Origin of the sequence: Micromonospora sp. NPDC049240 (assembly GCF_040647835.1) — a bacterium.
Taxonomy (GTDB): domain Bacteria; phylum Actinomycetota; class Actinomycetes; order Mycobacteriales; family Micromonosporaceae; genus Micromonospora.
Window position 1 is genome coordinate 176,111 of the sequence record NZ_JBEZCX010000008.1, and the last position, 12,844, is coordinate 188,954.

Sequence of the window (12,844 nt, forward strand, 5' to 3'; positions counted from 1 at the left end):
CGACCGTACGGCCCGACGAGCGCCACGGCAACCCGCTCACTAGGCTCGACCGGGTGGAACAGCGCAACTTCGACCGGCTCGGCCGGCACGTCGGCATCATCGGACTCGGCGCCTGGCAGCTCGGCGCCGACTGGGGCGAGGTCAGTGAGGACGCGGCGCTCGACGTGCTGACCGCCGCCGTCGACGCCGGCGTCACCTTCCTGGACACCGCCGACGTGTACGGCGACGGCCGCAGCGAACAGCTCATCGGGCGGTTCCTGCGGGCCCACCCGGGCCACGGGCTGACCGTGGCCACCAAGATGGGCCGGCGGGTGCCGCAGACGCCGGAGGCGTACACGCTCGACAACTTCCGGGCCTGGACCGACCGGTCCCGGACCAACCTCGGCGTCGACACGCTCGACCTGGTGCAGCTGCACTGCCCGCCCACCGCGGTCTTCGCCGACGACCGCGTCTTCGACGGCCTGGACACGCTGGTCGCCGAGAAGCGCATCGCCGGGTACGGCGTCAGCGTGGAGACCTGCGACCAGGCGCTCACCGCCATCGCCCGACCCGGCGTGGCCAGCGTGCAGATCATCCTCAACGCGGTCCGGCACAAGCCGCTGGAACGGGTGCTGCCGGCCGCCGCCGCGGCCGGGGTGGGCGTCATCGCCCGGGTCCCGCTCGCCAGCGGTCTGCTCTCCGGCCGCTACGACGAGCACACCACGTTCCCGGCGGACGACCACCGCACCTTCAACCGGCACGGCGAGTCGTTCGACGTCGGCGAGACGTTCTCCGGCGTCGACTACGACCTCGGCCTGGCCGCGGTACGCCGGCTCGCACCACTGGTCGGCGACGACCGCACCATGGCGCAGTTCGCGCTGCGCTGGATCCTCGACCAGCCCGGCGTGACCGTGGTGATCCCCGGCGCCCGCTCCGCCGAGCAGGCCCGGCGCAACGCCGAGGCGGCCGGCCAGCCGCCGCTGACCGAGGTGGAGCTGGCCTCCGTGCGGGCCACCTACGACGAGCTGATCCGGCCGCAGGTGCACGACCGGTGGTGACCGCACCGGCCCGGCCCGTCGGCGCGGCGTCGCCCACGACCGGCGTCGGCGGGCATGCTGGGGTGGGGCGGACGTCGTCGGAGGGGGCACGATGAGGGGTTGGTTCCGGCTCACCATGGGCCTGCTGGCGGTGGTGATCGGCGCGCTCTGGACCGTGCTGGGGCTCGGCTACGTCGAGGGCAGCGTGCTGACCGACCGGCGGATCTGGGCACTTGTCGGCCCGGTGGTCGTCCTGGTCGGGTTCGTGGCGCTCTGGCTCGGCATGCGGGCCCGGCGCCGCTGAGGCGCACCGGCACGCCTGCCGGGCGGGACACGGAGAAGCCCCGCCTCCCGTACGGGATGCGGGGCTTCGTGCACCGGCCGGCGCGGCCGGCGCGGTGTCAGCTCAGATGGGGCGGACCTGCTCGGCCTGCGGACCCTTCTGACCCTGGGCGATCTCGAACTCCACCCGCTGGTTCTCCTCCAGCGTGCGGTAGCCGCTGGACTGGATGGCCGAGAAGTGGACGAACACGTCTGCACCCCCGCCGTCGACGGTGATGAAGCCGAAGCCCTTGTCAGCGTTGAACCACTTCACGGTTCCCTGCGCCATGTGCAACTCCTTCTAAAACTGGCGGCCGAGCACGCCGTGCGGCCGATTGGCCGTTTTCGAGCAGCGGCGCCTGAGGCGGCCCCCGTGCAGGGAACGTCCCTCAACCCACGCGTCTCGCAACAGCGTGAGACAGCAAACCACGTACGCAAAAACTTCGCACAGCCTACCGGACGAAGTTCTCCGACATGTGACCTGAAAGTTGTCCGGAGATCGACGGATGGCCGGGGTCCGGAAGCGCGAAGGGCCCCTCTCCCACGCGATGGGAAAGGGGCCTTCGATCGAGCTGGTTCAGTCCGGCCAGTGCCCGGTCAGCCGGCGTACGCCGACCGCGCCGCCCCGGTCCACGGCGGCGCGCACCGCCGAGAAGATCGCACCCTGGAGCGCCGCGGCGGCCAGGACCTCGCCCCACCCGCGGTCCTCGTCGGTGGCGCTCGGCGCGTCACCGTCGCCCGCCGTCAGCTTCCAGACCTGCCGGAAGATCATTCCGGCGACCGTGCCGGCGGCCAGGCCGAGCAGCACCCCCACCGGCTTGTAGGCCGCCTTGCCGATCCTGCCGCTCACCTGCGCCTCCCTCGGACCACCAACAGCACCACCACGGTCACCACCGCGCCGGCCGCGACGGCCGCCCACGGCAACGGGTTGCGCCCGACCGCCTCACCCGACTCGTACGCCTGCGCCCGGACCTGCCGGGCCCGCTCGGTGGCCCGCGTGCGCACCCGGGCGACGGTCAGCGACGCCTCCTGGCGCACCTTCGCCTTGGCCTGCTCGGCGGAGTGCCGCACCAGCGCCTTCGGGTCGGCCCGGGCCGCCAACAGCTCCACCGTCTCACCGAGTTCCACCCGGGTCCGGCGGATCTCCTCCCGGAGCGCCGCCACGTCCGGGGTCCCGTTCCCGTTCGCTTTCTCGTTCCCGTTGCCGGTCACGCCCGCCTCCCGTCCTTCACCGCGGCGGTGACCGTGTCGACGTCCGCCCGGACACTGCGGACCGTCGCCTCCGGCACCGGCGGGACGGCACGGCTGACCTGCTTCTTGCCCACCAGCGCCAGGATCCCGGCGAGCAGGAACAGCGCCACCGCCACGATCAGGGCGGCCAGCCACGCCGGCATGACCAGCGCCAGCAGCAGGATCACGGTGGCGACCAGCGCGCCGGCGCCGTAGAGGGCCATCACCCCGCCGCCGCCGAACAGACCGATCCCGATCCCGGCGTGCTTGCCCTTCTGGGTCAGCTCCGCCCGGGCCAGCGTCAACTCGTCCCGTACCAGACGGGTGACCTGTTCGGTGGCCCGCTGCACCAGTTCCGCGGTGGACGGCTCGTGCCCGGTCCGGGACGTACTGTGACTCGCGACGTCAGCCATGCTGTCCTCCTTTCTTCATCACCGCGCTGTATGCCCGGAGTCGCCGCCCGTCAATCCTGCGCGGGGCGGCCGGTCGGCCCGGCCGCGCGCCACCGGCGCCCGGCGTCGACCAGCCGGAATCCGGGGCGTGCGCAGCAGGTCCCCGGAACTCGGCCGGGCAAACCCGTCCGGCCCGGCCCGCTACGAACCCCGGCCGTCCGCCCCAGGCTCGGCACGCACGGAGAACCCCCGGCGCCGCGCGGGCGGCCGAGGGCTCCGATCGGGGGTACGACGGCTCAGCGGCGAGCGTCGGCGTGGTCCTCGCGGCCCACGAACACCTCGCTGCGGGCGTCCCCGTCGTCGCTGCCGCCGAAGACCCGCGCGTCGTCGTGCGCCTCGGTGTCGGCCGGCCGGCGGGCCGCCCGGCGCGGCTGCACCACCTGCCAGGGCAGCGGGCCGGTCGCGTCGCCCACCTCGGCACGCAGCCGGGGCAGGGCGGTCGGGCGGTGGTCGCGTACCCAGGTCACCAAATGCTCGCGGACCAGACAGCGCAGGTCCCAGAGGCTGCCGGCGTCGGCGGCGCTGACCAGCGCGCGGACCTTGACCATCCCACCGGTCGCGTCGGTCACCTGGAGCACGCAGACCCGGCCGTCCCACAGCTCGGTGCCCTCGCAGAGCCGACGCAGCTCCTCCCGCATGGCCTGCACGGGGATGGCCCAGTCGAGGTCGAACTCGGCGGTGCCGAGCACCGCCGCCTCGGTGCGGGTCCAGTTCTGGAACGGCTTGCTGGTGAAGTACGAGGTGGGCAGGATCAACCGGCGGTCGTCCCAGATCTGCACCACCACGTAGCTGAGCGTCAGCTCCTCGATCCGGCCCCACTCCCCCTCGACCACCACCACGTCGTCGAGGCGTACCGCGTCGCTGAAGGCGAGCTGGAGGCCGGCGAAGACGTTGCCGAGCAGGCTCTGCGCGGCGAGCGCGGCGACAACACCGACCACACCGGCGGAGGTGAGCACGCCGGCGCCGACGCCGCGTACGGCCGGGAACGTCATCAGCATCACGCCGACGGCGAGGATCACGATCACCGCGATGGTCAGCCGGCGCAGCAGCACCACCTGGGTCCGTACCCGACGGGCGTGCCGGTTGTTCGGCACGTCCACCCGGAACCGGGCCAACGCGGTGTCCTCCGCCACCACCAGCAGCGAGGCCACCAGCCAGGCCGCCGCGGCGATCATCGCCAGCACCAGCGTGTGCAGGACGAACTGCCGCCACGGGCTGCCCACCGCGTAGAGCGTGGTGAACCGCACCGCGAGCTGGACGCCGACCACGGTGGCGGCGACCTGGAACGCGCGGTGCGAGTGCTCGGTCAGCTCGGTCATCAGCAGCGAGCGGCGACCGAGCCGGCGGGTGAGCCGGTGCACCACCTCGACCAGCACCAGCGCGACCGCCGCCGCGGCGAGCGCGGCGGCGACGGTCACCAGATAGCTCTGCACGACATTCTCTCCCTCCGGCCCGCGCGGATTCGGGCACAAAGGCCCAATGGTGCCCCGCGGTCCGGGTATCGACCAGGCTCAGACCTTGCGGTACCGGGACTGGAAGAAGCAGTAGACACCGAACGCGGCGATGCCGAGCGCCATCAGCGCCAGCAACCACGGCCCGTACGCCTGGTCGCGCAGCGTCCGCAGGGCGGCGTCCAGGCCGCGCGCCTTCTCCGGGTCGTACTTGACGGCGGCGACCACGATCAGCAGGCCGGCGATGGCGAAGACGGCGCCCCGGGCGGCGTACCCGGCCATGCCGAGCCGACGGGTGAGCTGGCGGGTCTTCGGGCTCATCTCACCGGTCTTGAGGTTGCGCTCGAACTTCTTCTTCAGACCGTAGATCACCATGCCGATGCCGACCGCGGCGAGCACCACACCGGCGAGGGCGACCAGCCACCGGCCGCCGTCGGAGGCCATCAGCTTCTCGGTGAGCTGCTGCTGCTGGTCCGAGGAGTTGGAGCTGGCGTCCTGGACGACCTTGATCGCGGTCCAGCCCAGCCAGACGAAGATGATCACCCGGACGACCGAGGCGATCCGCTCGAAGGTGCGCTCCTTGCCGGTCCTGGACTGGTGACCGACAAGCGCCTCGGAGGCCTGCCAGATGGCCATGGCGAAGAGGCCGACGGCGATCACCACCAGCACGAACTTGCCGAGCGGCTGCTCGCCGAGCGTGCGCAGCGCGCCGTTCTGGTTGCCCTCCTCCCCGGAATTCCCGAAGGCGATCTGTAGCGCCAGCCAGGCGAAGAGGAGGTGGACGATTCCGTAGCCGATGAAACCGGCGCGAGTCAGCAGTTCGAGCCACCGGCTGTTCTTGGCCTGGGCGGCGGTGGCTCCGGCGTTCCGGGTGAGAGACATGGGCCCTCAATCTCCCGACGTGCAGTTTTCCAAACGTCACCGCCCGTCGCCACCGACCGCCGCCCGGCCGAATCCGATCAGTTGTTGGGGTTGCGGGCCACCCGCAGCGTGACGTTCTGGTCGGTGACGCTGTCCAGGCTGACCTGGAAGCCGCCGACCTCGGTGGCCTGCTGGCCGGTGGTGAGCGAGAGCTGCTCCCCGGCCACCTCGACGGTGACCTGGTCGTCCTGGGCGCCGATGAGCTTGGCCTCGACGCCGAGGATGGTGGCGCTGGCGTCCACGCCACGGTCGAAGGTGATGGTGCAGGCGTCCAGGCCGCAGTCGGTGTCGGCGCCGTTGGAGCTGCACCCGGCGAGCAACGCGGCGCCGAGGGCGAGACCGGCGAGCAGCCCGGCGGCACGACGGGTGGGGGTCGGGGGGAAGATGGCGCGTCGGTTCGTCACCTCCCCAACGGTACGTGCTCACCACCACCGCTCCCGGTCCCGCAAGCTAGGGTGCGGGGATGGCTTTTGATGTTGCCCGGGTGCGGGGGTCGTATCCCGCGCTGGGCGAGGGCTTCGCCCACTTCGACGGCGCCGGTGGCACCCAGACCCCGACCGGGGTGATCGAGGCGGTGACCGACGCCATGCGCGCCGCCATGGGCAACCGCAGCACCGCCTTCCAGCCCGGGCGGCGCGCGCTGGAACTGGTCGCCGACGCCCGGGCCGCGGTCGCCGACCTGCTCGGCGCGGACCCGTCGGGCGTGGTGCTCGGGCCCAGCGCCACCGCGCTGAGCTACACGCTGGCCCGGACGCTGGGCGCCGGCTGGCGACCGGGCGACGAGGTGGTGGTCTCCCGGCTGGACCACGACGCCAACGTCCGGCCCTGGGTGCAGGCCGCCGAGGCGGCCGGCGCGACGGTGCGCTGGGCCGAGTTCGACCGGGCCACCGGTGAGCTGCCCGCCGGCCAGTACGCCGACCTGGTCGGCGAGCGCACCCGGCTGGTCGCGGTGACCGCCGGCAGCAACGCGATCGGCACCGCGCCGGACGTGTCGGCGATCGCCAAGACCGCGCACGCGGTCGGCGCCCTGGTCTGCGTGGACGGGGTGCACTCGGTGCCGCACGGCCCCACCGACCTGGCCGCACTGGGCGCGGACGTGCTGGTCACCAGCGCGTACAAGTGGTCCGGCCCGCACCTGGCGGCGATGGTCGCCGACCCGGCACGGTGGGCGGCGCTGCGCCCGGCGAAGCTGCTGCCCTCCGCCGACACGGTCCCGGACCGCTTCGAGTACGGCACGCCCAGCTTCCCGCTGCTGGCCGGCGTGACCGCCGCGGTGGACCACCTGGCGTCGCTCGACCCGGCCGCGACCGGCGACCGCCGGGCACGGGTCCACGCCGGCCTGGCCGCGGCCCAGGCGCACGAGGAGGCGGTCTTCGACCGGCTGCTCGCCGGGCTGGCCTCCCGACCCTTCGTCACGGTGTACGGCGCGCCCGCCCGGCGCTGCCCCACGGTGTCGTTCCGGGTGGCCGGGCGGACCCCGGCGGAGACCGCCGCGGCGCTCGGCGAGGCGGGCCTCTGCCTCTCCTCCGGCGACTACTACGCGTACGAGTACTTCCAGGCCATGGGCCTGCGCGACAGCGGCGGCGCGGTGCGGGCCAGCGTCTACCACTACAACACGGTCGACGAGGTGGACCGGCTGCTGGCCGAACTCGACCGGCTGGCCGACGGCGAGGGGACAATGGTCCGGTGAGCTTCCTGGTCGAGGAGAACCCCGCCAAGCACCGCTTCGAGATCCTGGTCGACGACGCGCTGGCCGGCTTCACCGCGTACCTGCCACGCGGCGAGGTGCTGGTCTTCACGCACACCGAGGTCGAGGACCGCTACCAGGGGCAGGGCGTGGGCGCCGCGCTGATCCGGGGCACGCTGGACCAGGTGCGCGCCAACGGTGGCCGGGTGGTGCCCCGCTGCCCGTTCATGGCCGCGTTCATCGAACGGCACCCGGACTACGCCGACCTGGTGGTCGACGCGCCCTGAGGCCCGGCCCGACCGGGGGACCTCCCCACCCGGCCGGGCCGGGAGTTCAGCGGACGCCGGCCAGCAGCTCGGCGGCGGCCCGGGCCGCCGCCGCAGTGGCGCCGTGGGTGGCCAGGTGCACCCGACCGGCGGCCAGCTCGGGCACGCCCAGCTCGACCACCACCGCGTCCGGGCGGGCCGCCAGCGCCCGGGTCACCGCGTCCCGCATCCAGCCGTGCCGGTGCAGGTCGCGGACCACGAGCACCAGCGGCCGGTCGGCCGGGCCGGTGGCCGGGTCGGCCGGGACGGCGTCGGCGGCGTACCGGGCGGTGGTGGTGCCCGGCGTCAGGTGGGCCAGCGGCGCGGCGATCCCCCACGGGGTCTCCTCACCGATGGCGATGTTGCGGGGCGGCGCGAACTCCACCACGTGCGCCGGCCCGGCCAGCGGCAGCAGCCCGGCGTCACCGGTGACCCGGACGGCCCGGCGGGCGGCGGCCAGCCCGATCGGCGACCCGTCGGCGGCCGGCCGCCCACCGCTGCGGTGGGCGCGGGCGGCGACGCTCCACGCGGCGAGCTGACCGACCCGCTTCGCCGCCTCGGCCAGCCGCTCCTCCGGCAGCTCGCCGCGCACCACCGCGGCCACGATCGCGTCGCGCAGCTCACGGGCGTCGGCCTCGGTGGCCCGTTCCCCGCCCACGCAGATCGCGTCCGCGCCGGCGGCGAGCGCCCGCACCGCCGCCCCGGCGAAGCCGTACCGGTCGGACACCGCGCGCATCTCCACCGCGTCGGTCACCACCACGCCGTGGAAGCCCAGCTCCTCGCGGAGCAGCCCGCCCAGGATGCGCGCGCTGAGCGTGGCCGGTAGCTCCTCGTCGAGCGCCGGCACCAGCAGGTGGCCGGTCATCACCGCCTGGACCCCGGCCGCGACCGCGGCGCGGAACGGGGCCAGCTCGACCGCGTCCAGCCGGTCCCGGTCGCCGCCGATGCGGGGCAGGTCGAGGTGGGAGTCGACCCGGGTGTCGCCGTGCCCGGGGAAGTGCTTGGCGCAGGCGGCGACGCCGCCGGCCTGGAGGCCGCGCACCCAGGCGGCGGTGTGCCGGGCGACCAGCTCGGGGTCGGCGCCGAACGAGCGCACCCCGATGACCGGGTTGGCCGGGTTGGAGTTGACGTCGGCGTCCGGGGCGTAGTCGAGCGTGATGCCGACCGCGGCCAACTCGGCGCCCAGGTCGCGGGCGACGTCCTCGGTCAGCGTCGCGTCGTCCACCGCGCCGAGCGCGAAGTTGCCGGGCCGCGAGCTGCCCCGGGCCGACTCGATCCGGGTGACGTCGCCGGCCTCCTCGTCGATCGCCACGATCACGTCCGGCCGCTCCGCCCGCAGGTTCGCCGTCAGCGTCGCGACCTGCTCGTGGTCGACGACGTTGCGGGCGAACAGGACCACCCCGCCGAGCCCTTCGCCGAGCCAACGGCAGACCCAGGGCGGCGGGGTGGTGCCGACGAAACCGGGTTGCAGGACGGCGGCGGCGAGCGCCGCCAGGTCTCCGCTGGCGCCCACGATCCGTTCCCTCACGCTGTGCTACCCCCGTATCCCCACGGAACCCGCCGGGGATCGACGGGTGCTGACATGGTCACACCGCGCAGCTAAATAGTCAACAATCCTTACTGTTAGCTGCTGGCGTCCCGCCCCACCCCGTGGGAGAGTTCGTCCATGCCCGCCCTGCCGCTCGCGGACGCCACCGGCGCCGCCGACATCCCCGGCGTACGCCTGCTCGGCCTGGTGGTCGGCGCGCTCTTCCTGCTGATCGCGATCCGGGCCATGTTCCGCCGCTGACACCCGGTACGACAGGGCCCGCCGGGGTAGGGGTGTCGGTGTCCCGACACGGCGGAGGGTGAGGCGCATGAAGATCGGTTACTTCCTGTCCAGTCAGGAGCACACGCCGGCTTCGAGGCACTGTGGATCTCCGACCACTACCATCCGCCACGTGCTGCCCCGACTGCGGTGATCGCCGAGGCCGGTTTCGGGGTCGGACTCCGGGGGTAGCTGAGGCGCTTGATGAAACTGACCAGGCACGCCACCACTCTGCGCCGCGCGGCGAAGAACCTGTTCGGCTGGACCGCGTTGCGGCCCAACCAGCTGGCCGCCATGCGCGCCGTCATGCAGCGCCACGACGCCCTGGTGGTGCTCCCCACCGGCGCCGGCAAGTCGGCGATCTACCAGATCCCGGCCAGCCTGATCCCCGGCCCGACCGTGGTCATCTCCCCGCTGCTCGCGCTCCAGCAGGACCAGATCGCCGCGCTCAACGAGCGGCAACGGCCCGAGCTGCGCGCGGTGCGGATCAGCTCGGACGAGAGCGCCGCCCAGCAGGCCGAGGCGATCGAGGACGTCCGGGCCGGCCGGGCCGAGTTCCTGTTCATCACGCCCGAGGCGCTGAGCAACCCGGACCGGCTGGCCGAGGTCCGCTCGCTGTCCCCGGCGCTGGTGGCGATCGACGAGGCGCACTGCATCTCGTCCTGGGGCCACGACTTCCGGCCGGACTACCTCGCGCTCGGCCACCTGATCGACGGGCTCGGCCGGCCGCCGGTGGTGGCGCTGACCGCCACCGCCTCGCCCCCGGTGCGCGACGACATCATCGCCCGGCTGCGGCTGCGCGAGCCCGAGGTGGTGGTCTCCGGGCTGGACCGGCCGAACCTGTTCCTCGAGGTGGCCCACTGCCCGACCGAGGACTACCGGTGGCGGCGGCTGGTCGCGCTGCTGCGCGACGACGAGCGGCCCGGCATCATCTACGTGCCGACCCGGCGCGCGGCCGAGGAACTGGCCGAGCGACTGACCAAGGCAGGTTTCCCGTCCGAGTTCTACCACGGCGGCATGCCCACCGCGGCGCGGCACGAGCTGCACGAGGCGTTCCTCGCCGACCGGGTGCCCATCATGGTGGCCACCTCGGCGTTCGGCATGGGCATCGACAAGCCGAACATCGCCTGGGTGGTGCACATGGCGCTGCCCGACTCGCCGGACAGCTACTTCCAGGAGATCGGCCGCGCCGGCCGGGACGGCTCCCCGTCCCGGGTGCTGCTGCTGTGGCGCTCCGAGGACGTCGGCCTCCAGCGCTACTTCAGCGGCGGGCTGCCCGACGAGAAGGAACTGTCCGACCTGGCCGCGGTGCTGCGGAGCAAGGCCCGCACCCGCAAGGAACTGCGTGAGCTGACCGGGCTGGGCCCGCGCAAGCTCGGCCAGTACCTCTCCCTGCTGGAGCAGATCGGCGCCGCCGAGCCCCGCGCCCGGCAACGCGTCGGGGTGCCCCGCTACGCGCCGGACGCCGCCGAGGCCGGCCGGGCCGCGCGCGCCGAGGCCGAACGGCAGCAGACCGTGACCCGGTCGCGGACCGACATGATGCGCGCGTTCGCCGAGACCACCGGCTGCCGCGGGCAGGCGCTGCTGGCGTACTTCGGTGAGCAGATGAGCGAGGTCTGCGGCCACTGCGACAACTGCCACGCCGGCACCAGCGTGGCCAACGACGGCGCGGTCGGGCCGTTCCCGGTGCACAGTCAGGTCCGCCACGCCGAGTGGGGGTCGGGCCTGGTGCTCAGCTATGAGGAGGGCCGGATGACGGTGCTCTTCGACGAGGTGGGCTACAAGACGCTGTCCGTGCGCGTGGTGTCCGAACAGGGCCTGCTGGAGCTGGACTAGCCTGATTCGGGCACCGCGACGGTGCCCGTCGACAACGACGACCGCGGCGAAAGGAACCTGATCGTGATCGAGCAGCCGGCGTACACCCGGTTCGGCGTCTCGGACGAGGAGTGGGGGCTGCTGGTGGGGCTGCCGCAGTCGGTGCTCACCGCGGCGGCGGCCGCCGAGTCCGACGGCACCCGGCGCACCATGGCCGAGAACGCGGCCGGGCTGGAGACCATCGCCGCCGGCCGGGAGTCGGCCAGCCCGCTGGTGGCCGCCGTGGCCGGCGAGATCGTCTCCCGGGTCGGCGACCCGGAGACCGGCGCGGAACTGCCGGTCATCACGCCGGACGACCCGACCGCGATGATCGAGGACGTGCTCACCCGGGCCGGCCAGGCCTCCGCCCTGCTCACCGGCAAGGTGGACGAGGGGCAGGCCGGAGCGTACCGGCACTGGCTGGTGGAGATCGCCGAGCAGGTGGTGGGCGCCGCCTCCACCGGCGGCATCCTGGGCATCGGCGGGGACGTGGTGAGCGACTCCGAGCGCCGGTTCCGGGACCGACTCTCCCACGTGCTCAACGACTGAACGCAGAGTTAACAGAGGCTTCCACGTTCGTCAATGACGGACGTCACGCCCCACGGGTGCCGCATTTCGGCCCCGTGGGGCGTCGTGTTTGTGGAGGGATGTCGACAGACCACGGGGGTCGTTCATGGACACACCGATGCAAGCGCAGATCTTCGACACGGCGCAGATACCCGCCGCCGACCGCTTCGGGCTCTGGCTGGAGATGCTCGCCCAGACGCCCACGCTGATGCGCGTCCACACCGAGCACGCCGACAACTTCGAGGCGCGGGCCGAGTTCCTCGAACTGGGGCCGATCCAGCTCATCCGGCACCGCTACCCGTCGCTGGACGGCATCCGGACCCGCAAGCTGATCAGCCGCTCCGACGCCGACTGCTACGTGCTGGCGCTGACGCTCAACGGCACCGGCATCGCCGACCAGGACGGGCAGCGGGGGGTCTGCCCACCGGGCGACCTCACCTTCTACGACTGCGCCCGGCCGCAGGAACTCAGCCACCACACCGACCGTGCCGACGACCGGTCCGCCGCGTCGATCGCGGCGCTCATCCCGTACGACGCGCTGCCGCTGCCGCACCGCCGGCTCACCCCGCTGTTCGCCAGCCGGATGTCCGGCGCCGAGGGGATCGGCGCGCTGCTGGCCGACTACCTCATCCGGATCACCAGCCATCCGGACCAGTACCACGCGGTCGACGCGGACCGGCTGGGCGGCGTCGCGCTCGACCTGATCGCCACGCTGCTCGGTCGCCACCTGGTCTCCGAGGAGGCGGTGCCGACCGACGTCCGGCGCCGCGCGCTGCTCGCCCAGGTGCACGCGTACGTCCGGCAGCACCTCGGCGACGTGACGCTGGGCCCCGGCACGATCGCCGACGCCCACCACCTGTCGGTGCGGTCCCTGCACCGGCTCTTCGAGGACGAGGAGACCACCGTCGCGGCGTACATCCGGGACGAGCGGCTGGCCCGGTGCCGGCGCGACCTCGCCGACCCGGCGCTGGCCGACCGGTCGATCCAAGTCATCGCCGGCCGCTGGGGGTTCCGGGACAAGGCCCACTTCAGCCGCGCCTTCCGGGCCACCCAGGCGGAGACGCCGCAGGCGTTCCGGACGCGTCACCTGGAACAGGCACGGATCGTCAACAGCACGGCATCCGAAGTCAACTCGACCCGGACACAATGAACCCGGGCCGCCACCGGCGACGGTGACGACCCGCTGGTAACGGGGGGCCGTGGCGTGGCGCCCGCGGCGGTCCAGCCGCGGGC

General features: G+C 73.4%; 16 protein-coding genes. 8 read left to right on the forward strand and 8 right to left on the reverse strand.

The genetic code is table 11. From position 1 onward, the window contains the following. Positions 1 to 53 precede the first annotated feature (53 nt). Positions 54 to 1,037: an aldo/keto reductase gene (locus AB0B02_RS14370; protein ID WP_357300447.1), complete on the forward strand. Its 984-nt coding sequence runs from the start codon at positions 54 to 56 to the stop codon at positions 1,035 to 1,037. A 91-nt stretch (positions 1,038 to 1,128) separates the two neighbouring features. Then, a complete protein-coding gene (locus AB0B02_RS14375; RefSeq protein WP_281939568.1) occupies positions 1,129 to 1,320 on the forward strand; it encodes a hypothetical protein in 192 nt (63 codons plus the stop codon). Between the two features lie 102 nt (positions 1,321 to 1,422). Here the strand turns inward: AB0B02_RS14375 and AB0B02_RS14380 are convergent, their stop codons facing one another. From AB0B02_RS14380 to AB0B02_RS14410, 7 genes are all read right to left on the reverse strand, one after another. Next, positions 1,423 to 1,626 (reverse strand): cold-shock protein, encoded by a 204-nt coding sequence (locus tag AB0B02_RS14380; protein WP_091424054.1) that lies wholly within the window; start codon positions 1,624 to 1,626, stop codon positions 1,423 to 1,425. A gap of 288 nt (positions 1,627 to 1,914) precedes the next feature. After that, entirely contained in the window at positions 1,915 to 2,187 is a 273-nt protein-coding gene (locus tag AB0B02_RS14385; RefSeq protein WP_107160738.1) for a DUF4235 domain-containing protein, read from the reverse strand. Then, a complete protein-coding gene (locus tag AB0B02_RS14390) occupies positions 2,184 to 2,549 on the reverse strand; it encodes a DUF3618 domain-containing protein (RefSeq protein WP_281939563.1) in 366 nt (121 codons plus the stop codon). The genes AB0B02_RS14385 and AB0B02_RS14390 overlap by 4 nt, the downstream gene beginning before the upstream one ends. After that, positions 2,546 to 2,980, reverse strand: a complete 435-nt coding sequence (locus tag AB0B02_RS14395; RefSeq protein ID WP_281939561.1) for a phage holin family protein — start codon at positions 2,978 to 2,980, stop codon at positions 2,546 to 2,548. The genes AB0B02_RS14390 and AB0B02_RS14395 overlap by 4 nt, the downstream gene beginning before the upstream one ends. Positions 2,981 to 3,255: 275 nt before the next feature. Next, entirely contained in the window at positions 3,256 to 4,452 is a 1,197-nt protein-coding gene (locus AB0B02_RS14400) for a mechanosensitive ion channel family protein (protein ID WP_281939559.1), read from the reverse strand. 78 nt (positions 4,453 to 4,530) lie between these two features. Then, positions 4,531 to 5,352 carry a DUF1206 domain-containing protein gene (locus AB0B02_RS14405; RefSeq protein WP_281939557.1) on the reverse strand — a complete coding sequence of 274 codons (822 nt, stop codon included), beginning with the start codon at positions 5,350 to 5,352 and terminating at the stop codon, positions 4,531 to 4,533. A 77-nt stretch (positions 5,353 to 5,429) separates the two neighbouring features. Further along, positions 5,430 to 5,795 carry a hypothetical protein gene (locus tag AB0B02_RS14410; RefSeq protein ID WP_281939554.1) on the reverse strand — a complete coding sequence of 122 codons (366 nt, stop codon included), beginning with the start codon at positions 5,793 to 5,795 and terminating at the stop codon, positions 5,430 to 5,432. Between the two features lie 59 nt (positions 5,796 to 5,854). On the opposite strand from AB0B02_RS14410, the gene AB0B02_RS14415 reads away from it, so the two are divergent. Then, a complete protein-coding gene (locus AB0B02_RS14415) occupies positions 5,855 to 7,081 on the forward strand; it encodes a cysteine desulfurase-like protein (RefSeq protein WP_281939552.1) in 1,227 nt (408 codons plus the stop codon). Then, entirely contained in the window at positions 7,078 to 7,365 is a 288-nt protein-coding gene (locus tag AB0B02_RS14420) for a GNAT family N-acetyltransferase (protein ID WP_281939550.1), read from the forward strand. The genes AB0B02_RS14415 and AB0B02_RS14420 overlap by 4 nt, the downstream gene beginning before the upstream one ends. Positions 7,366 to 7,411: 46 nt before the next feature. Here the strand turns inward: AB0B02_RS14420 and AB0B02_RS14425 are convergent, their stop codons facing one another. Next, positions 7,412 to 8,911, reverse strand: coding sequence for a glycoside hydrolase family 3 N-terminal domain-containing protein (locus tag AB0B02_RS14425; protein WP_281939548.1), 1,500 nt, complete (start codon positions 8,909 to 8,911; stop codon positions 7,412 to 7,414). Between the two features lie 138 nt (positions 8,912 to 9,049). Here AB0B02_RS14425 and AB0B02_RS14430 point away from each other — a divergent pair, with 138 nt between their 5' ends. From AB0B02_RS14430 to AB0B02_RS14445, 4 genes are all read left to right on the forward strand, one after another. Continuing rightward, the gene (locus AB0B02_RS14430; RefSeq protein ID WP_255563043.1) at positions 9,050 to 9,172 is read left to right on the forward strand and encodes a hypothetical protein; all 123 of its coding nucleotides are present in this window, start codon (positions 9,050 to 9,052) and stop codon (positions 9,170 to 9,172) included. Between the two features lie 222 nt (positions 9,173 to 9,394). After that, complete coding sequence (locus AB0B02_RS14435) at positions 9,395 to 11,026, forward strand: ATP-dependent DNA helicase RecQ (RefSeq protein WP_281939546.1); 1,632 nt, start codon at positions 9,395 to 9,397, stop codon at positions 11,024 to 11,026. A 63-nt stretch (positions 11,027 to 11,089) separates the two neighbouring features. Then, positions 11,090 to 11,593 carry a hypothetical protein gene (locus tag AB0B02_RS14440; protein WP_357300455.1) on the forward strand — a complete coding sequence of 168 codons (504 nt, stop codon included), beginning with the start codon at positions 11,090 to 11,092 and terminating at the stop codon, positions 11,591 to 11,593. A 136-nt stretch (positions 11,594 to 11,729) separates the two neighbouring features. Next, the gene (locus tag AB0B02_RS14445) at positions 11,730 to 12,761 is read left to right on the forward strand and encodes a helix-turn-helix domain-containing protein (protein WP_281939542.1); all 1,032 of its coding nucleotides are present in this window, start codon (positions 11,730 to 11,732) and stop codon (positions 12,759 to 12,761) included. Positions 12,762 to 12,844: the final 83 nt, after the last annotated feature.

Excerpts from the sequence above, each read along its gene's own strand:
- AB0B02_RS14375 (WP_281939568.1), top strand. The coding sequence starts at position 1,129 with ATGAGGGGTTGGTTCCGGCTCACCATGGGCCTGCTGGCGGTGGTGATC.
- AB0B02_RS14380 (WP_091424054.1), bottom strand. The coding sequence starts at position 1,626 with ATGGCGCAGGGAACCGTGAAGTGGTTCAACGCTGACAAGGGCTTCGGC.
- AB0B02_RS14395 (WP_281939561.1), bottom strand. The coding sequence starts at position 2,980 with ATGGCTGACGTCGCGAGTCACAGTACGTCCCGGACCGGGCACGAGCCG.
- AB0B02_RS14405 (WP_281939557.1), bottom strand. The coding sequence starts at position 5,352 with ATGTCTCTCACCCGGAACGCCGGAGCCACCGCCGCCCAGGCCAAGAAC.
- AB0B02_RS14415 (WP_281939552.1), top strand. The coding sequence starts at position 5,855 with ATGGCTTTTGATGTTGCCCGGGTGCGGGGGTCGTATCCCGCGCTGGGC.
- AB0B02_RS14430 (WP_255563043.1), top strand. The coding sequence starts at position 9,050 with ATGCCCGCCCTGCCGCTCGCGGACGCCACCGGCGCCGCCGACATCCCC.
- AB0B02_RS14435 (WP_281939546.1), top strand. The coding sequence starts at position 9,395 with ATGAAACTGACCAGGCACGCCACCACTCTGCGCCGCGCGGCGAAGAAC.
- AB0B02_RS14445 (WP_281939542.1), top strand. The coding sequence starts at position 11,730 with ATGCAAGCGCAGATCTTCGACACGGCGCAGATACCCGCCGCCGACCGC.